Below are 18,169 nucleotides of genomic sequence, written 5' to 3' on the forward strand. Positions count from 1 at the left end.
CTCCTGGAGGGGTGAGGGTCAGCTCTGGGTGACGGCGGTCGGGGCGGGGGCGGGCTGCTCGTCGTCGGCGCGCTCGGTGGCGTCCTCCAGGACGATCCGGCCGATGATCTCGTAGCGCTCGGGACGCTTGGCCTTGAGGTAGAGGCCGAGGCCGAGGCCGCCGAAGAAGACCGCTCCGACGATCCACGGGATCGCCTTGAAGAAGAGCGAGTCGGCGGCGAGACCCGCCGCGGTCTCCATGTTGATGATCAGCAGCACGACCACGGCGGTCATGCCGATGCCGCCGAGGAGGGGCGCGGTGAGCGTCTTGAACCAGTGCCGGTCCTCCGGGTGGTTCTTGCGGAAGTACCCGATGACGGCGAAGGAGCAGAGCGTCTGGACGATGAGGATCGCCATCGTGCCGAGGATCGCGAGCAGGGTGTAGAGGTGGATGTACGGGTCCTGGCCGGTGAGCCAGAACGCGCCGACGAGCAGCACCGCGATGGCGCTCTGGACGTAGGAGGCGATGTACGGGGAGCCGTGCCTGGGGTGCGTCCGGCCGAGGGCGGGGTGGAGGAAGCCCTCGCGGCCGATGGCGTAGAGATAGCGGGAGGCGCACTGGTGGAAGGCCATGCCGCAGGCGAAGGAGCCGGTGAGCAGCAGCCATTGGAAGGCGTCGACGGCCCAGGCGCCGATGAAGGTCTGGGTGGGCGCGAAGAACAGGTCGAGGGGGTTCGCCGAGGACGACAGCGTGACCGAACCCGCGAGCCCGTTGCCGGCGATCGCCATCCAGGAGACGTAGATGTAGAAGAGGCCGACGCCGACGACGGAGATGAGGGTCGCTCGAGGGATGACGCGCTTGGGGTCGCGGGACTCCTCGCCGTACATCGCGGTCGACTCGAAACCGACCCAGGACCAGAAGGCGAAGAAGAGACCGAGGCCGGCGGACGCGCCGGTGAAGGCGTTCGCGGGGTTGATCGGCTCGACGGGGATGCCGTCGGGTCCGCCACCGGCGATGAGCACGGCGGTGGCGACCGCGAAGAGGACGGCGATCTCCGCGATCAGCATGACGCCGAGCGCCTTGGCGGTGAGGTTGATGTCGAAGTACGCGAGGACGGCGGTGACGGCGAGCATCGCCGCCGCGTACACGATCCACGGCAGGTCCACGCCGAGCTGATCGGCGACCGTCGTCTTGGTGAAGTAGGCGAACACGCCGACGATCGACGCCTCGAAGACGATGTACGCGAGGACGGCGAGCATGCCGGAGGCCATGCCGGCGATCCGGCCGAGGCCGTGCGATATGTAGCCGTAGAAGGCGCCGGCGGCGGTGATCCGCTTGGCCATGGCGACGTAGCCGACCGAGAAGACGGTCAGGACGAGCGTCGCGAAGAGATAGCCGGCGGGGGCGCCGGTGCCATTGCCGAAGCCGACGGCGATGGGGAGGTTGCCGGTCATCGCCGTGATCGGGGCGGCCGTGGCGACGGCCATGAAGACGACGCCGACGAGCCCGACCGAGTTGGCCTTGAGCCGGTGCACCTCGGGGGCGGAGGTTGGGGTGGGGTTCTGTGCCATGGCCGGAAAGGATCCTCCGGGGTGACGTACGCCACAATCGACATGCGGTCGCACAATCGGCCTGTTGGGGCGACGAGTTGTCGACAGTGCGGACGATGTGTCGGGTCCCGTGACCGTCGGGTGATGTCGTCGCAACATGTCCGCGGGTAGCGTCCGGCTCCATGGACAATCAGGGCGGGATCACCGTGCAGCGGGCGCTGGAGCTGCCCGGACTCCGTGGCGGCCTCCCGGAGGTCGTCGCCGGGGCGGACCGGCTGCACCGGACGGTGCGCTGGGTGCACGCGGGCGAGGTCCCGAACATCGCGTCCCTGCTCAAGGGCGGTGAGCTGCTGCTGACCACGGGCCTGGGACTCGGCACGCGCCCGGCGGAGCAGCGGGCGTTCGTACGGCGGCTCGCGGAGCGGGGCATCGCCGCGCTCGTGGTGGAGCTGGGCCCGCGCTTCTCGCGACTGCCGGCGACGATCGTGGATACGGCGCGTTCGGCCGGCCTGCCGCTGGTGCAGCTCCATCGGGAGGTCCCGTTCGTCGCGGTGACGGAGGAGATCCACACCGAGATCGTCAACGGCCACTACGCGCTCCTGCGGCAGGCGGAGGAGGTCCACCGGCAGTGCACGGAGGCGCTGCTCGGTGGGGGCGGGGTGCCGCAGGTCCTGCGGATCCTGGCCGACTTCACCGCGAACCCGGTCTTCCTGGAGACGGCGGACGGGCAGCTGCTCTACGCCGCCGGCACGGAGTCGGCCCCGGCGGACCCGCTCCAGGTGTGGGACGGGCTGCGGGGCCAGCGGGCGGCACGGGAGTCGGGCCCGCCGACGGGGTCGGTGCTGGTGGACGTGCCGGGCGGCGGGCCGGGGGCGGGTTCGGTCCGTGCGCGCCTGGTGCTGCTGTCCGTCTCGGGTCCTCTCTCCCTGGTGCACCGGATGGCGGCGGAGCGGGCGGCGGGGATTCTGGCGGTCGTCCTGATGCAGGCCCGGCAGGAGGAGGAGCTGGCGGCCCGCGGGCGAGGGGACTTCCTGACGGACCTGGCGGAGGGGCGGATCACGGCGGAGGACGCGCCGGCGCAGGCTCGGGTGCTGGGCTTCCGCCCGGGCGACGGGCCGCTGCTCCCGGTGGTGATGCGTCTCGCCTCCGAGCTCTCCCCCTCGGGCAACTGGGCGCTGCTCGCCCGGGCGGTCCTGGAGGAGCTCTCGTCGGTGGGGGTCCCCGTCCTGCTGGGCGTCCGCCCGGTGGAGGGCCGGGTGCCGCTGCTGCTGGGCCTGCGGTCGGAGTCGGAGCGTACGGCGGTGGCGGACCGGGTCGCGGCGGCGCTGCGTGCGGGCGTGGAGCGGGCGGGCCTCGAAAGGGCGGGCGCGCACCCGCCGGTGGTCGTGGTGGGCATCGCGGGCGGCTGGGCGGCGGCGTCGGCGTCCCTGCGGCACGCGGGCGAGACGGCGACGGCGGCGCAGGGGCTGTCGGACCGCCCCTGGTACGACGCGCGACGCCTGGACATCGACCTGCTGCTGTGGCGCCTGCGGGAGCACCCGGACCTGGCGGCGTTCGTGGACCGCGCGATCGGCCCGCTGCGGGACCACGACCGCACCTCGCGACCGCCGCTGCTCCCGACGCTGGAGACGTACCTGGCCCACGCGGGCCGCAAGGCGGAGACGGCCCGCGAACTCCACCTGAACCGCCAGACGCTCTACAACCGCCTGGCGCGCATCTCCGAACTCCTCGGCACGGACCTGGACGACCCTCAGACGGTCCTGGCGCTGTCACTGGCGCTCCGAGCAAGACGCCACACCGCGTAGCGGCGACACGCTGGGGCGGCGGGTCTCTCGACACGGCCGGCCCCACCAAGGCGCCGTTCCCCACCGGGCCCCGTGGCGACGCCCCTGTGGCGACGGGACCGCTCGTGCGCGACTCCCGCGCAGGGCCACGCCCCCGTGGGCACCGGGGGCGCCTGTGGGCGACGCCCATACGGGGCCATGCCCACCGTCCCACCGGGCGGCCGCCCATGAGCGCGCCCGCGCAGGGCCAAGCGCCGCCGCGACCACCGGGCCACGCGGAGCGGACGCGCCCGCCAGGGCGCCGTCCGTTGTGCCCACCCGTCCCTCCCCCTAGGGCTTCGCCCTGGGGGCCCCACGCGGGACGATTGCCCACAACGGGGTGGCCGCCCCGGCCTCGGGGCGGCCACCCCGGCGGGGGTCCACGGGGCCGAGCCCCCCGGTCCCGTCAGGGTTTCGGGGAGGGGCGGGGTGGGGGGCTGTCCGCCCGCGCCGCGCTCAGCGGCGGCGGTCCGAGAGTTCGTCGTACACGCTCAGGACGTGCGCGATCGTCTCGTCCTCGGTCGGCCACGTACCCGCCTGCACCCGCCCCGCCGCCGCCAGGTCCATCCGGCGGTCCACGTCCGTCAAGAGGCCCCGCACCGCCTCCGCCAGCGCCGCCGCGTCGCCCCACGGGACCAACTCCGCCGCGTCGCCGACCAGTTCGGGCACCCCGCCCACCGCCGTCGCGACCAGCGGGACACCGAGCCGCAGTGCCTCCTGCGCCAGTGGGGAGCGGGCCTCCCACCGCGACGGCAGGACCGCCACGTCCGCCGCGGCCAGCAGCTCCGCCACGTCGTCCCGGCTGCCGATCAGCCGGACCGCCAGGCCCTCCTCCTCGATCCGCCGCTGCAGCGCCGCCCGCTCGCGCCCCTCCCCCGCGATCACCAGCAGCGGCTGCGGATCCAGGTCACGCCACAACCGCGCCGCGTCCAGCAGCATCCCGTACCCCCGCTCCGGGACCAGCGCGCCGACCGCCATCAGCAACGGCCGGTCCACCGCCCCCAGGTCCGCCCGCGCCTTCCCGTCGTGCAGGCAGACCGGTGCCCGCGACGCCGGCACCGTCACCGGCGCGAGCCGGGCGTCCCGTGCCCCGCGCCGCCGTGCCCGGTCGACGAGTTCGGAGGAGGTGCCGAGGACGACCGCCGCCGCCCGTACGGTCCTTCGTTCGAGCAGCCGCAACAGCCCGCCCCGCGCGCCTTCCGCGTGATGGCGGGTGTGCCAGGTCGTCACGAGCGATGGCGTCCGTGCCCCGCCCGCCAGCGCGAGCATCGCCCGCACCGAGGCGTGCAGTCCGTGCGCGTGCACGACGTCCGCGCCGATGCAGGCGTTGCGGAGCGCCGTGACCGTCGCAGGGTCGTTGCGGCGCGGGACGGGCACGAAGTGCGCGCCGGCACCGATGAAGTCGTAGGCGCGGTCGAGTTCGGCCGGGGCGCACACGGTCACCCGCACGCCCCTCGCCACCAGCCCCGAGGCAAGTGATCTGACGTGAGCGCTGCTGCCCGCGCTGCCGCCGCCCAGCACTTGGACCGTACGGAGCTGTGTCACGCGCCCAAGGATGCCAGCCCGTACGCACGTTCCGGCACCGAAGCCGCGTCGTTCCCGTGTCCGAGCCCTCAACTCGCCGGGCGGGATCACTCACATGGGTGAGCGCACGAAGGCACTGACCTTCCCCCGGCCTCCGGCCGGGGGACCCCCATCTCGCTTCGCTCGCCGCACACCGCCGCCGCGATGAGCCCCGCCGCGTGGACGGCGAGTCCGAGCCGCCCGTTCCCGGCGGCGATCGCGCAACCGACGGCCGCGCCGAGCGCGTGCGCGCCCGCGTCCCCGAGCATGGTGCGCTCACCGAGGTCGTCGGCGAGGACGGCGGCCGCGGCGCCCATCGGCGCGGCGGCGAACGGACCGCGCAGCAGTCCGGGGGCGCCGAGCCCCAGTACCGTCAACGCGGCGCGCCCGGGGGCCACGTCCACGAGGTTGACGAAGTGCGCGGTCCCCGCGATGACCACGCCCGCCAGGACCTTGTCCACCGGACGCTCCTTCAGCAGCGCCCCGGCCACGAGCCCGGCCGCACCGATCCCGAACAGCTTCACGGCGCCGCTGGTGACCTCGCCGCAGCGCAGGGCATCGAGGTGTGCACGGAAGCCCCTCCGGTGGTCGCCCCTCAGGTCGTCGTACGCCCCGCAGGCGCCGGCGGCGAGAACGGCAAAGGCAACGGGTCCTCCCCGAGCGGCCGGTCCTCCCCGAGCGGCCGACGCGGTCCCGGCGGCGATCGCGGTCCCGACGGCGATCGCGGGCCCCGCGTACAGGTCGACGCTCCGCCCGGCGTAGTTCTTCCTCCGCCACCGCTCGTCGTCGCCGCGCCGCAGCCCGGCGTACACGGCCCGGCTCACCCCCGCGGCCACCGCGAACGTCCCGAGCCTGCCCAGCTTCCCGATCATGGAGCCCAGCCTAGGACTCGGGGCACGAGGGAAGCGGGGCAGGGCTCTCGCCCCACCCCCCGCACCCACCGTCAGGCGTCCGCCCGCGCCGTCGCCAGCAGTTCCTCCGCGTGCGCCCGGGCCGTCTCCGAGTCCTCCTGGCCGGCCAGCATGCGCGACAGCTCGCGCACGCGGTCCTCGCCCTCCAGGACCGTGACACCGGACCGGGTCACGGACCCGTCGTTCGTCTTCTCCACCAGCAGCTGCCGGTCGGCGAAGGCCGCGACCTGCGGAAGGTGCGTGACGACCACGACCTGGGCGGACTTGGCGAGCTTGGCCAGACGGCGGCCGATCTCCACGGCCGCCTTGCCGCCGACGCCCGCGTCGACCTCGTCGAAGAGGTACGTCGGCACCGGATCCGTACCGGCGAAGACGACCTCCACCGCGAGCATCACCCGCGACAGCTCACCGCCGGACGCCCCCTTGGCGATCGGGCGCGGCGGGGCCCCCGGGTGCGGGGCGAGGAGCAGTTCGACCTCGTCCGCGCCGGACGGCCCGTAGGCCACGGTCCGTCCGCCGACCTCGACACCCTCGGGGTCCTCGGTCTGCCGGATGTCGAAGGACACGCGCGCGTGGGGCATGGCCAGCGAGGCCAGTTCGGCGGTGACGGCGTCGGCGAACCGTGCCGCCGCCTCCGTACGGGCGTCGGTGAGCGCCTGTGCGAGGACCGACAGCTCCGTCCGCAGCGCGTCCCGCTCGGCCGTCAGCTCCCCGATCCGGTCGTCGTCGCCCTCCAGCTCGGTGAGCCGGGCCGCGCTCTCCTGCGCCCACGCGAGGACGGCGGAGACGTCCGCGCCGTACTTCCGGGTGAGCTGGGTCAGCGCCGCCCGCCGCTCCTCGACGGCCGCGAGCCGACGCGGGTCGGCGTCCAGGTTGTCGGCGTACCCGGCCAGTTCCCCGGCCACGTCGGCCAGCAGGATGGAGATCTCCCCCATCCGGTCCGCGAGCGCGGCGAGCGCCGGATCGTGGAGGCGTACGGCTTCCAGGGCGCGCCCCGCACCCGCGACCAGGGTCGTCGCGTCGACGGCCTCCGGATCCTCGGGCTGTCCGGCGAGCGCCGCGTGCGCCAGGGCGGCGGCGGAGGCGAGGGCCTCGGCGTGCCCGAGCCGCTCCGCCTCCGCGGCCAGCTCGGTGTCCTCCCCGGCCCGCGGCTCGACGGCCTCGATCTCACCGAGGCCGAAGCGCAGCAGATCGGCCTCCTGGGCCCGTTCCCGCGCCCGCGTGGTGATCTCGTCCAGCTCGGCGACGACGGCCCGCAGCCGCCGGTACGCCTCCCCGTACGCGGCCAGCGGTACGGCGACGGCGTCGCCCGCGTAGCGGTCGAGGGCCCCGCGCTGCCGGGCCAGCTTGAGCAGGCCCTGCTGGTCGGTCTGGCCGTGGACGGCGACGAGTTCGTCGGCGAGCTCGGCGAGCAGGCCGACGGGCACGGAGCGCCCGCCGAGATGGGCGCGCGAGCGCCCCTCGGCCGAGATGGTCCGGCTGATGAGCAGGGCACCGTCGTCGAGCTCGGCACCGGCCTCCTCCGCCCGCGCGGCGGCCGGCGAACCCTCGGGCAGGGTGATCCTCCCCTCGACGACGGCCGAGCCCGCGCCGATGCGCACCAGGGCGGCGTCGGCGCGTCCGCCGAGCAGCAGCCCCAGGCTCGTGACGACCATGGTCTTGCCCGCACCGGTCTCACCGGTCACCGCGGTGAAACCGGGTGACAGCTCGACAACAGCGTCGTCGATGACCCCGAGCGACCGTATCCGCATCTCCTCCAGCACGGGGAAGACCTTACGAGGTCGAGGCCCGGCTGTGCGACGGCCCCTGCCGGAACGGTGCGAACACGCAGGTCGCGAATACGGCTGTCACCCGTGGGGGTGGGGGGAGCGCGGCCCGTGGCGGGGGCCGGTCCGGTGCTAGTGCGGCGCGCCGCGCCAGCCCGACACCGGCAGGGCGAACTTCGCCACCAGGCGGTCCGTGAACGAGGCGTGGTGCAGTCGGGCCAGCCGTACGGGAACCTCCCCGCGCCGCACCTCCACCCGTGCGCCTGACGGGAGTTCGACCGTCCGCCGCCCGTCGCACCACAGCACGCCGTGCGGGGTGTGCGGCTCGACCTCCACCGTGAGCACCGATTCCGGAGTCGTCACCAGCGGCTTGGCGAAGAGCGCGTGCGCCCCGATCGGGACCATCAGCAGCGCCTCGACCTCCGGCCAGATCACCGGTCCGCCGGCCGAGAAGGCGTACGCCGTCGAGCCCGTCGGGGTCGCGCAGATCACCCCGTCACAGCCGAATCCGGTGACCGGCCGGCCGTCGATGGCGAGCACGACCTCCAGCATCCGCTCCGGGGAGACCTTCTGCACGGCGGCCTCGTTCAGGGCCCAGTCCCGGTGCAGTACGTCGCCGTTCTCGTACACGACGACGTCGAGGGTCATCCGCTCCTCGACCTCGTACGCGCGCGTGACGACCCGGTCGACGACCTTGTCGAGGTCGTCGCGCTCGGCCTCCGCGAGGAAGCCGACCCGCCCCAGGTTGACGCCGAGCATCGGCACGCCGGACGCCCGGGAGAACTCCGAGCCGCGCAGCAGGGTCCCGTCGCCGCCGAGGACCACCAGCAGCTCACACCCCTCCAACGCGTCGGAGCAAGCCTCCGGCACCACCTCCACGGAGGGCGGCAGCGGCAGGTCGACCGCCTCCGCCTCCAGGACGCGGACGCCGATCCCGCTGCGCAGCAGCCCGAGGACGACGAGTTCGGCGCTGCGCACGGCGGCCGGCCGGCCGGTGTGCGCGAGCAGGAAAACGGTGCGCTGTGCTGCTGTCGTTGAGCTCAACGAGGTCCTTCCGCCACGGCGCGGTCGACATCCGCCGGATCGAGCGCGGGCGCCCCTGCCCGCAGCCACAGAAAGTACTCGACGTTGCCGGACGGTCCGGGCAGGGGGCTCGCGGTCACGCCCAGTACACCGAGCCCGAGCTCGCCGGCCTGGCGCGCCACGTTCCGTACGGCGTCCGCCCGCAGCTCGGGGCTGCGGACGACGCCGCCGGTGCCGAGCCGTTCCTTGCCCACCTCGAACTGCGGCTTCACCATCAGCACCAGGTCCGCGTCGGGGGCGGTGCAGCGCACCAGGGCGGGCAGCACGAGGCCGAGCGGGATGAAGGAGAGGTCGCCGACGACGAGGTCGACCGGCGTTCCGTCGATCGCTTCGAGGGTCAGCTCGCGGACGTTCGTACGGTCCTTCACGGTGACCCGGTCGTCGCTCTGCAGCGACCAGGCGAGCTGTCCGTAGCCGACGTCGACGGCGACGACGTGCGCGGCGCCGGACCGCAGCAGGACGTCGGTGAAACCGCCGGTCGACGCGCCCGCGTCGAGGGCCCGCCGCCCTTCGACCCGGAGACCCTGCGGTACGAAGGCGGCGAAGGCCCCGGCGAGCTTGTGGCCGCCGCGCGAGACGTAGTCGGGATCGGCGTCGTCCTGGGCGACGACGATGGCCGCGGCGGTCTCGACCTGGGTGGCCGGCTTGGTCGCCACGGTCTTGCCGACGGTCACCCGCCCCGCCGCGATCAGCTGGCTGGCGTGCTCGCGCGAGCGGGCGAGCTTGCGGCGTACCAGCTCGGCGTCCAGACGGCGGCGTGCCACTCCTGCCACGTTGGGTTCAGCTCCTGTGGTTGTACGACGATGTCGGCGGGGTCGGTCCAGGGCCGGGTGTCGGTCCGGGGCGGACGGCGTCGAGCGAGGTCAGCTCGGAGCGCAGCCCACGGTGTACATCCTCGTACACCTCCAGGTGTCCGTCGGCCGGGAGGTGGTCCGCGTCCGAAAGACGGCCGAGAAGGGCGTCCACGCCAGGGTGCCCGGTGGGGGTGAGCGGCACGCCCATGGGCGCGGGCGCGGCGGGCTCGAAGGCCGCGTCCTCGTCCGCTCCCGCCCTGGTGTCCTGCGGCTCCGGCATCACGTCGTCCATCCCCCGACGCTATCGCGAAGCCCTGGGGTACGGTCGATCACGATGGCCACGATCGAGGAGTGCCGCAGCGCACTCGACAAGCTTTCGGACAATCTCACCCGCGCGGACGGCGAGGTACGCAGCGCCGCCGCGCTCGACCGCACCCTGAGCTGCCACATCAAGGACCTGGACACGACGTTCACGGGCCGTCTCGCGGGCGGCCGGATCGAGGTCCAGGACACAGTGGCGGGGCCACCGCCCGCCAAGGCGCAGATCCGTCTGGCGATGACCGGCGACGACCTGGTGGCGATGGTGAACGGGGAGCTGAACTTCGCGAAGGCCTGGGCCTCCGGCCGGGTCAGGCTGGAGGCCGGCTTCCGCGATCTGCTCCGGCTGCGATCACTTCTGTAGCGCGGGCTCCTGCCTCGCGGCCCGCGCCTTCCGGCCGGCCGGCACCACCAGCGGCGTCCCGGTCTCCGGGTCCTCGATGACCTGACAGCGCAGCCCGAAGACCCGCTCCACCAGCTCGGCCGTCACGATCTCGGACGGCGGCCCCTCCGCGACCACCTCGCCCCCGCGGACGGCGATGAGATGAGTGGCGTACCGGGCGGCGTGGTTGAGGTCGTGCAGGACGGCGACCAGGGTCCGGCCCTGGGTCTCGTGCAGCTCGGCGCACAGGTCCAGGACGTCGATCTGGTGCTGGATGTCGAGGAAGGTCGTGGGCTCGTCGAGCAGCAGCAGCGGGGTCTGCTGGGCGAGCGCCATCGCGATCCACACGCGCTGGCGCTGGCCGCCGGACAGCTCGTCGACGTACCGCTCCGCCAGCTCGGCGACGCCGGTCGCGGCCATCGACTCCTGCACGATCCGCTCGTCCTCCGGCGACCACTGGCGCAGCAGCCCCTGGTGGGGGTAGCGGCCGCGGGCCACCAGGTCGGCGACCGTGATGCCGTCGGGGGCGATGGAGGACTGGGGCAGCAGGCCGAGGGTCTTGGCGACCTTCTTCGCGGGCATGGTGTGGATGGTCTGCCCGTCGAGGAGCACGCGCCCCTGGGAGGGCTTGAGCATCCGGGACAGGGCGCGCAGGAGCGTCGACTTGCCGCAGGCGTTGGGCCCGACGATGACCGTGAAGGAGTTGTCGGGAATCACGACGGACAGGTCGCGGGCGATGATCCGCTGGTCGTAGGCGAGGGTGACCGACTCCGCGCTGAGCCGCTGGGTCTGACCGTCCATGGGGGTGCTCCTGAGGTTCTTCTCGTTCATATCCGTCCCGCCTTGCGTTCCGTGACGAGCAGCCACAGCAGATAGCAGCCGCCGAGCACACCGGTGATGACGCCGACGGGCAGCTGCCGGTCGCCGAAGGCGTTGGTCGCCGTCCAGTCCGCGACGAGCAGCAGCGCGGAGCCCATGAGGGCGGAGGCGGCGAGGTTGGGGCCGGGCGAACGGGTCAGCCGGCGGGCCAGCTGGGGCGCGCTGAGCGAGACGAAGACGATGGGTCCTGCGGCGGCGGTGGCGACGGCGACGAGCAGCACGGCGGAGCCCATCAGCACGATGCGGGTCCGCTCGACCCGCACGCCGAGGGCGTACGCGGCGTCGTCGCCCATCTCCAGCATCCGCAGCGCCCGTCCGTGCCCGAGGACCAGCGGGATCAGGACGCAGCAGACGGCGAGCAGCGGCCAGAACTGCTCCCAGTCACGCCCGTCCAGCGAGCCGGTCATCCACACCGTGGCACGGGTCGCGTCGACCAGGTTCGCCTTGGTGATGAGGTAGTGGATGACGGAGGTGAGCATGGCGGCCGCGCCGATGCCGACGAGGACGAGGCGGTAGCCGTGGACCCCGCGCTTCCAGGCGAGCAGGTAGATCGCGGCGCCGGTGATCAGGCCGCCGACGACGGCTCCGCCCGCGGCGGCGGCGGCGCTGCCCTGGAAGAGCACGATGACGGTGAGCGCCCCGACGGTCGCGCCCTGGCCGAAGCCGATGACGTCGGGGCTGCCGAGCGGGTTGCGGGAGATGGACTGGAAGACCGCGCCGCCGATGCCGAGCGCGGCGCCGACGAACACGGCGACGAGGACGCGCGGCAGGCGCAGGTCCTGGACGACGAACTCCTGGGCGACGGTGCCGTCGCCCAGCAGGGTGGCGAGGACCTCTCCGGGCGCGATGGGGAAGTCGCCGCTGCCGATGAGGACGACGCCGCCGGCGAGGGTGAGGACGAGCAGCGCGAGCACGCAGAGCGCGGCGCGGGGCTCGTACCGTACGGAGAGTCCGCCACCGGTCCGTATCGACCGGGTGGTCACGGCCTTGGTGGTCACGGCCTCGGGCATCGCGGCCTTGGGCGTCACAGCCTTGGGCGTCACAGCCTTGGGCGTCACAGCCTTGGGCGTCACAGCTGGGCCATCCTCTTGCGGCGTACGAGATGGATGAAGACGGGCCCGCCGACCAGCGTCGTGACGATGCCGACCTGGAGCTCCGCGGGGCGGGCGACGAGCCGGCCGATCACATCGGAGCCGAGGAGGAGGGCGGGCGAGAGGACGGCGGCGTACGGGAGGATCCAGCGCATGTCGGGGCCGGTGATGGCCCGTACGAGATACGGGACCATCAGCCCGAGGAACACGATCGGTCCGCAGGCGGCGGTCGCGGCGCCGCACATCAGCGTGACGGCCGCCATGGCGATGACGCGGGTGCGGTTGAGGTTGGCGCCGAGCGCGCGGGCGGTGTCGTCGCCCATCTCCATGGCGTTGAGGGGCCGGGAGATGAGCAGGGCGAGCACGACGCCGAGGAGGATGAACGGCGCCACCCGGCGCACGGTCTCCATGTCGGCGGAGGCGAGCGAGCCGACGATCCAGAAGCGGAGCCGGTCGAGTGCCGCGGAGTTGAGCAGCTGTACGGCGTTGACGTAGCCGTAGAGCGCGGCGGTGGCGGCGGTTCCGGCGAGCGCGAGGCGTACGGGGGTGGAGCTGCGGCTGCCCCCGAGGACGTACACGACGACGGAGACGACGGCGGCGCCGACGAACGCGAACCACACGTAGTCGCCGGCGTCCGTGACCCCGAGGAACGCGATCGCGGAGACGACGGCCGCGGCTGCCCCGGCGTTGACGCCGAGGAGGCCGGGCTCGGCGAGAGGGTTACGGGTGAGGCCCTGCATCACGGCCCCGGAGAGGCCGAGGGCGATGCCGACGAGCAGTCCGAGGAGGGTCCGAGGGACGCGTACGTCATGGATGATGACGTCGTTCCCGACACCGGTGTTCTGGAAAAGCCCGTGCCACACATCGGCGAGCGGCACCGGTTTGGCGCCGATCATGATGCTCAGGACACAGACCAGCAGCAGGACTCCGACGGCCGCCACCAACCCGACGGCGCGCACGGAATGCCGGCGCGTCGGCGTCTGGGCAGGACCGGTCGACTCCGCGCTCGCTCGGGAGGGACTCTCGACCAACACCCGGTTAGGTTAGCCTACCCTGCTATGGCTGTTCGATCTCTGTATGTCGTCTGAGCAGCCCAAGCCGCTCAGCGGCCCACCGCGGCGCGCGTCTTCACCACCCCGGCCGCCGCGTCTTCACCACCCCAGCCGCCGCGTCTTCACCACCCCGGCCGCCGTGCCTTCACCACCTCGACCGCCGTCCGCTCACCATCCCAACCGCCCCAGCGCCGTCCCCGCGTCCACGCCGCACGCACCCGCCCCCGCTTCCGACCAGGCCGCCCCGCACAACGCCCGTACCCCGTCCATCGCGTCCCCCTCGCCCTCCAGCACGAGCGCTCCCCCGCTCACCGACGCCGTCCATCCGCCGCACTCGAAGCCCCCGCCGGACTCCACCACCTCCGGCTGCCCCGCCAGCAACCCCCGCAGATCCGCGTCCACATACGTCGGCCGGTGCTCCGGCACCGCCGCAAGGAGCTGCGCCACGTCCGTCACGCCGGTCAGCACCAGCAACGAGTCCACGCCCCCGTTGAACGCCCCCTCGATGTCCGTGTCCAGCCGGTCCCCGACCACCAACGGCCGCTCCGCACCCGTCCGCAGCGCCGTCTCCCGGTGCATCGGCGGCAACGGCTTCCCCGCCACCTTCGGCTCCGCGACACCGCCCGTGGCGATCCGCACGACCTCCACCGCCGCCCCGTTCCCCGGCCCGATCCCCCGCGCCCCGGGAATCGTCAGGTCCGTGTTCGAGGCGTACCAGGGCACCCCGCGCGCCACGGCATAGCTGGCCTCCGCGAACCGGCCCCACGGCAGCTCCGGCCCGCCGTACCCCTGGACCACCGCCGCCAGACCGTCCTCGTCGGCCGACTCCACCGGCACCAGGCCCCGCTCCCGCAGCGCCACCCGAAGCCCCTCCCCGCCGATCACCAACACCCGTGACCCGGCGGGCACATCGTCGGCGATGAGCCGCGCCACCGCCTGCGCCGACGTGATGACGTCCCCCGCCTCCGCCGGCACCCCCAGCTCGGTCAGATGCGCGGCCACCGCTTCCGGCGTCCGCAGCGCGTTGTTGGTGACGTACGCGAGGTGCATCCCGCCCGCCCGCGCCGCACCCAACGCCTCGACCGCGTACGGGATCGCCTCCCCGCCCGCGTACACCACGCCGTCCAGATCGAGCAGCGCCGTGTCATACGCCTCGCTCAGCGCCCGCACGCTCCCGCCCGGCCGCTTCCTGCCCCGCCGACCCCGGCCGCCGTCACCCATGACCTCGTACTCCTCACATCACCGCGAAACGATCACGCCATTCCCCGTCTCCCCCGATCATCGCTCATTGCCACCGCCCACTTACGATTGCGTAATGAACACCTCAGGTCCCGCGGCCGACGACGTCCGCGCCGACGGTCTGCACATGGTCCCGTTCCGGGGACTGCGCTACGTCCCCGAACGGGTCGGCAGCCTGGCCGCCGTGACCTCTCCGCCGTACGACGTCGTCGTACGGCCCGACGGACTGCACCACCTCGAGTCCGCCGACCCCCACAACATCGTCCGGCTGATCCTGCCGCAGGCGATCACCGCCGGCACCCGCCACCGCAAGGCCGCCGTCACCCTCGATCGCTGGCTCGCCGACGGCGTCCTCGCCCCGGACCCCGAGCCCGCCCTGTACGTGTACGAGCAGAGCGGAGACGGCATCCTGCAGCGCGGCATCATCGGCGCCCTGGAGCTCTCCACCCCGGAGGAGGGCGTCGTGCTCCCCCACGAGGACGTCATGCCGCACGTGGTCGAGGACCGTGCCGCGCTGATGCGGACCACGGCCGCCAATCTGGAGCCGCTCCTCCTCACGTACCGGGGCGACGGCAACGGAGCCGCGGAGGTCATCGAGCGCACCGCGCGGAGCGAACCGCTGCTCGCCACGACCACCGAGGACGGGTTCAGCCACCGGCTCTGGGGGATCACCGACCCCGCCGACCTCGCGGCGGTCTCCGCCGGCCTCGCGGAGCACCAGGCGCTGATCGCCGACGGCCACCACCGCTGGGCGACGTACCTGCGGCTGCGCGAGGAACACGCGCGACCCAGCCCGTGGGACTACGGCCTCGTCCTCCTCATCGACACGGCCCGCTACCCGCTCCGGGTCCGGGCCATCCACCGGCTCCTCAACCGCCTCCCCGTCGCCGACGCGCTCGCCGCTCTCGGTGACGGCTTCCGCGTCCGCCGCGTGGAGGGCCCACTGTCGACGGCCATGGACTCCCTGGAGTCCGCCGCGGCCGAAGGCAACGCCTTCCTCCTGGCCGGCGACGGTGCCTTCCACCTCCTCGACCGGCCCGACCCGGAGCTGCTGGCCCGCACGATCCGCGCGGACCGCCCGGAGGCATGGCGCACCCTGGACGCCACGGTCCTGCACTCCACGCTCCTCGACCATGTCTGGCACCTTCCGGACACGCCCGAGGAGATCAGCTACATCCACGACACGGAGGCCGCCGTCGACCAGGCCGAACGCCGTGGCGGTACGGCGGTGCTCATGCATCCGGTACGGGAGGACGTCGTACGGGACCTGGCCCGGCAGGGCGTCACCATGCCGCGCAAGTCGACCTCCTTCGGACCGAAGCCGGCGACGGGCCTGGTCCTCAGAAGCCTCGCGCTGGACTGAGCGCACGAAAAAGGGCGGCACCCCGCAGGGGGTGCCGCCCTTCATCACACAACGTCAGTCCTTGAGGTCCGCGTCCTCGTCGTCCTCGTCGTCGTGGTCCTCGTCCGCCTCGTCGACGGCGTCGGTCCCGACGACGTCCTCGGACTCGTCCAGCTCGTCGATCGCGTCCACGAACTCGACGCCGTCGAGTTCCGCGAGCCGGTCGGAGGCGTCCGTGGCGCCGTCCTTGTCCGACTCCAGCGCCTTGGCGAACCACTCACGGGCCTCGGCCTCGCGCCCGGCCGCGAGCAGCGCGTCGGCGTAGGCGTACCGCAGGCGCGCGGTCCACGGGTGGACGGCGGTGGAGGCGAGCTCGGGGCTCTGCAGGGTCACGATGGCGGCGTCGAGCTGCCCCATGTCCCGGCGGGCACCGGCGGCGACGAGCCGCATCTCTACCTGCCCGGCCTTGTCCAGCTTCTGCACCTCGGGCTCACCGGCCATGGCGAGGGCCCGCTCGGGCCGGCTCATGCCACGCTCGCAGTCGGCCATCACGGGCCACAGCTCGACACCACCGGTCATCCGCCGCGCGGCCCGGAACTCGGCCAGCGCCTCGGAGTACTTCTGCGTGGCGTACGCGGCGAATCCGGCCGCCTCGCGGACGGCGGCGACGCGGGACGCGAGCCGCAGGGCGATACGGGAGTACGCGTACGCCTGCTCCGGGTCCTCGTCGATCAGGTTGGCGACCATGACGAGGTTGCGCGCGACATCCTCGGCGAGCCCCTTGGGCAGGCTCATGAGCTCCTGGCGCACGTCCTGGTCGATCTCGTCACCCGTGACGTCGTCCGGGATCGGCAGCCGCTTGATGGGCGCGCGATCCGGACGGTCCCGGTCGCGGTCGTCCCGACGGCCGTAGCCACCCCGGTCGTCGCGACCGCGGTAGCCACCACGGCTGTCGTCGCGGCGGTCGTCACGGGGACGGTCGTCACGGCGGAAGCCACCACCGCGGCTGTCCTCACGACGGGGCCCACGGGGCCGCTCATCACGGCGGTCGTCACGGGGGCGGTCATCACGACGGAACGACGGACGCTCATCCCGCCGGTCATCGCGCCGGAAGCCGCCGCCGCCGCGGTTGTCGTCGCGGCGGAAGCCGCCGCCGCCACCGCGGTTGTCGTCACGGCGGTCGTCACGACGGAACGGGGGACGGTCGTCACGCCGGTCATCACGCGGACGATCGTCGCGCCGGAAACCACCACCGCGGTTGTCGTCACGCCGGAAGCCGCCGCCACCGCCACCGCGGTTGTCGTCGCGCCGATCGTCACGACGGAACGGCGGACGGTCATCACGACGGTCATCACGCGGACGATCGTCGCGCCGGAAGCCACCGCCACGGTTGTCGTCACGGGGACGGTCGTCACGACGGAACGACGGACGGTCGTCCCGCTGGAAGCCACCACCGCGGTTGTCGCCACCACGGTCGTCACGACGGAACGACGGACGGTCGTCCCGCTGGAAGCCACCACCGCGGTTGTCGCCACCACGGTCGTCACGACGGAAGGGAGGACGCTCGTCCCGGCGGTCGTCGCGCCGGAAGCCGCCGCCACCACCACGGTTGTCACCGCCACGGTCATCGCGGCGGAACGCGGGGCGCTCACCACCACGGTCGTCACGGGGGGCATCGCGACGGTCATCCCGACGGAAGGGAGGACGCTCATCACGCCGGTCGTCGCGGCGGAAACCACCGCCACCACGCGTGTCACCGCCACGGAAGCCACCACGGTTGTCACCACCGCGGTCATCGCGACGGAAGCCACCTCCACCACGGGTGTCGCCACCGCGGTTATCGTCACGGCGGAAGCCGCCGCCCCCGCCACGGTTGTCACCGCCACGGTCGTCACGACGGAAACCACCGCCACCGCCACCGCGGTTGTCGCCACCACGGTCATCACGGCGGAAGGCCGGCCGCTCGCCACCACGGTCGTCACGACGGAAGCCGCCGCCCCCGCGGTTGTCACCGCCACGGTTGTCGTCGCGGCGGAAACCGCCACCACCACGGTTGTCGCCGCCGCCTCGGTTGTCGTCACGACGGGGCCCGCGGTAGCCGCCCCGGTCGCCACCGTCCCTACGACGCGGCTCGCGCTCCGGACGGTCGTCGGGAGAGTTGGTGGACATCGACGTGACTCCTGTCTTCGGGTACTGCAGTCATTCTCGCGCAGTCGGCACTCCGACGCGCTTCGAACAGTTCAAGGAAAAACAAAAGGACCCTTGGTCCCAGCGTGAACGCTGGGACCAAGGGTCCTGAAAGATTGTTCGGCGGCGTCCTACTCTCCCACAGGGTCCCCCCTGCAGTACCATCGGCGCTGAAAGGCTTAGCTTCCGGGTTCGGAATGTAACCGGGC

General features: G+C 73.2%; 15 protein-coding genes, 1 rRNA gene and 1 pseudogene. 3 read left to right on the forward strand and 14 right to left on the reverse strand.

Translation table 11 applies throughout. The annotated features are described in order from the left end of the window. Positions 1 to 18 precede the first annotated feature (18 nt). A complete protein-coding gene (locus tag ACFYV5_RS24610; RefSeq protein ID WP_389171893.1) occupies positions 19 to 1,551 on the reverse strand; it encodes an APC family permease in 1,533 nt (510 codons plus the stop codon). Between the two features lie 161 nt (positions 1,552 to 1,712). Here ACFYV5_RS24610 and ACFYV5_RS24615 point away from each other — a divergent pair, with 161 nt between their 5' ends. Continuing rightward, a complete protein-coding gene (locus ACFYV5_RS24615; RefSeq protein ID WP_389171896.1) occupies positions 1,713 to 3,335 on the forward strand; it encodes a PucR family transcriptional regulator in 1,623 nt (540 codons plus the stop codon). 474 nt (positions 3,336 to 3,809) lie between these two features. Here ACFYV5_RS24615 and ACFYV5_RS24620 read toward each other — a convergent pair whose 3' ends face one another. The 6 genes from ACFYV5_RS24620 to ACFYV5_RS24645 form a co-directional block, all read right to left on the reverse strand. Further along, complete coding sequence (locus ACFYV5_RS24620) at positions 3,810 to 4,898, reverse strand: glycosyltransferase family 4 protein (protein WP_355115529.1); 1,089 nt, start codon at positions 4,896 to 4,898, stop codon at positions 3,810 to 3,812. Between the two features lie 86 nt (positions 4,899 to 4,984). Continuing rightward, positions 4,985 to 5,788 (reverse strand): hypothetical protein, encoded by an 804-nt coding sequence (locus ACFYV5_RS24625; protein WP_389171899.1) that lies wholly within the window; start codon positions 5,786 to 5,788, stop codon positions 4,985 to 4,987. Positions 5,789 to 5,859: 71 nt separating this feature from the next. Continuing rightward, positions 5,860 to 7,578, reverse strand: coding sequence for a DNA repair protein RecN (gene recN, locus ACFYV5_RS24630; RefSeq protein WP_389171985.1), 1,719 nt, complete (start codon positions 7,576 to 7,578; stop codon positions 5,860 to 5,862). Between the two features lie 147 nt (positions 7,579 to 7,725). Then, entirely contained in the window at positions 7,726 to 8,637 is a 912-nt protein-coding gene (locus tag ACFYV5_RS24635) for an NAD kinase (protein ID WP_355115525.1), read from the reverse strand. Continuing rightward, positions 8,634 to 9,449 (reverse strand): TlyA family RNA methyltransferase, encoded by an 816-nt coding sequence (locus tag ACFYV5_RS24640; protein ID WP_389171904.1) that lies wholly within the window; start codon positions 9,447 to 9,449, stop codon positions 8,634 to 8,636. Before ACFYV5_RS24640 ends, ACFYV5_RS24635 begins: the two co-directional genes overlap by 4 nt. 7 nt (positions 9,450 to 9,456) lie before the next feature. Beyond that, positions 9,457 to 9,762: a hypothetical protein gene (locus ACFYV5_RS24645; RefSeq protein ID WP_389171907.1), complete on the reverse strand. Its 306-nt coding sequence runs from the start codon at positions 9,760 to 9,762 to the stop codon at positions 9,457 to 9,459. A 42-nt stretch (positions 9,763 to 9,804) separates the two neighbouring features. Between ACFYV5_RS24645 and ACFYV5_RS24650 the strand changes: the two genes are divergently transcribed. Continuing rightward, positions 9,805 to 10,152, forward strand: coding sequence for an SCP2 sterol-binding domain-containing protein (locus ACFYV5_RS24650; protein WP_389171910.1), 348 nt, complete (start codon positions 9,805 to 9,807; stop codon positions 10,150 to 10,152). On the opposite strand, the gene ACFYV5_RS24655 is transcribed toward ACFYV5_RS24650, so the two are convergent. The 4 genes from ACFYV5_RS24655 to ACFYV5_RS24670 all read right to left on the reverse strand — a co-directional run bounded on the left by ACFYV5_RS24655 (position 10,141) and on the right by ACFYV5_RS24670 (position 14,413). Next, positions 10,141 to 10,971: an ABC transporter ATP-binding protein gene (locus ACFYV5_RS24655; protein WP_389171912.1), complete on the reverse strand. Its 831-nt coding sequence runs from the start codon at positions 10,969 to 10,971 to the stop codon at positions 10,141 to 10,143. The genes ACFYV5_RS24650 and ACFYV5_RS24655 overlap by 12 nt on opposite strands. Before the next feature lie 26 nt (positions 10,972 to 10,997). Then, entirely contained in the window at positions 10,998 to 12,059 is a 1,062-nt protein-coding gene (locus ACFYV5_RS24660) for a FecCD family ABC transporter permease (protein ID WP_389171988.1), read from the reverse strand. A gap of 59 nt (positions 12,060 to 12,118) precedes the next feature. After that, positions 12,119 to 13,174 carry an iron chelate uptake ABC transporter family permease subunit gene (locus ACFYV5_RS24665; protein WP_389171915.1) on the reverse strand — a complete coding sequence of 352 codons (1,056 nt, stop codon included), beginning with the start codon at positions 13,172 to 13,174 and terminating at the stop codon, positions 12,119 to 12,121. A gap of 186 nt (positions 13,175 to 13,360) precedes the next feature. Further along, on the reverse strand, positions 13,361 to 14,413 hold the full coding sequence (locus tag ACFYV5_RS24670) for an HAD hydrolase-like protein (protein WP_389171918.1): 1,053 nt from the start codon (positions 14,411 to 14,413) through the stop codon (positions 13,361 to 13,363). Between the two features lie 94 nt (positions 14,414 to 14,507). Between ACFYV5_RS24670 and ACFYV5_RS24675 the strand changes: the two genes are divergently transcribed. Continuing rightward, positions 14,508 to 15,794, forward strand: a complete 1,287-nt coding sequence (locus ACFYV5_RS24675) for a DUF1015 domain-containing protein (RefSeq protein ID WP_389171921.1) — start codon at positions 14,508 to 14,510, stop codon at positions 15,792 to 15,794. 54 nt (positions 15,795 to 15,848) lie between these two features. On the opposite strand, the gene ACFYV5_RS24680 is transcribed toward ACFYV5_RS24675, so the two are convergent. From ACFYV5_RS24680 to rrf, 3 genes and pseudogenes are all read right to left on the reverse strand, one after another. Continuing rightward, on the reverse strand, positions 15,849 to 16,628 hold the full coding sequence (locus ACFYV5_RS24680) for a tetratricopeptide repeat protein (RefSeq protein ID WP_389171991.1): 780 nt from the start codon (positions 16,626 to 16,628) through the stop codon (positions 15,849 to 15,851). Positions 16,629 to 16,952: 324 nt separating this feature from the next. After that, positions 16,953 to 17,825 (reverse strand): annotated as a pseudogene (locus ACFYV5_RS24685) (hypothetical protein); the annotation flags it as partial. A 253-nt stretch (positions 17,826 to 18,078) separates the two neighbouring features. Beyond that, a 5S ribosomal RNA gene (rrf, locus tag ACFYV5_RS24690) occupies positions 18,079 to 18,169 on the reverse strand; the annotation flags it as partial.

Origin of the sequence: Streptomyces sp. NPDC003035, from assembly GCF_042888285.1 — a bacterium.
Classification (GTDB): domain Bacteria; phylum Actinomycetota; class Actinomycetes; order Streptomycetales; family Streptomycetaceae; genus Streptomyces.

Bases quoted from the DNA above. Each gene is read 5' to 3' on its own strand.
- ACFYV5_RS24610 (WP_389171893.1), bottom strand. From the start codon at position 1,551: ATGGCACAGAACCCCACCCCAACCTCCGCCCCCGAGGTGCACCGGCTC.
- ACFYV5_RS24650 (WP_389171910.1), top strand. From the start codon at position 9,805: ATGGCCACGATCGAGGAGTGCCGCAGCGCACTCGACAAGCTTTCGGAC.
- ACFYV5_RS24645 (WP_389171907.1), bottom strand. From the start codon at position 9,762: ATGGACGACGTGATGCCGGAGCCGCAGGACACCAGGGCGGGAGCGGAC.
- ACFYV5_RS24675 (WP_389171921.1), top strand. From the start codon at position 14,508: ATGAACACCTCAGGTCCCGCGGCCGACGACGTCCGCGCCGACGGTCTG.
- ACFYV5_RS24655 (WP_389171912.1), bottom strand. From the start codon at position 10,971: ATGGACGGTCAGACCCAGCGGCTCAGCGCGGAGTCGGTCACCCTCGCC.
- ACFYV5_RS24670 (WP_389171918.1), bottom strand. From the start codon at position 14,413: ATGGGTGACGGCGGCCGGGGTCGGCGGGGCAGGAAGCGGCCGGGCGGG.
- recN (WP_389171985.1), bottom strand. From the start codon at position 7,578: ATGCGGATACGGTCGCTCGGGGTCATCGACGACGCTGTTGTCGAGCTG.
- ACFYV5_RS24615 (WP_389171896.1), top strand. From the start codon at position 1,713: ATGGACAATCAGGGCGGGATCACCGTGCAGCGGGCGCTGGAGCTGCCC.
- ACFYV5_RS24660 (WP_389171988.1), bottom strand. From the start codon at position 12,059: ATGCCCGAGGCCGTGACCACCAAGGCCGTGACCACCCGGTCGATACGG.
- ACFYV5_RS24625 (WP_389171899.1), bottom strand. From the start codon at position 5,788: ATGATCGGGAAGCTGGGCAGGCTCGGGACGTTCGCGGTGGCCGCGGGG.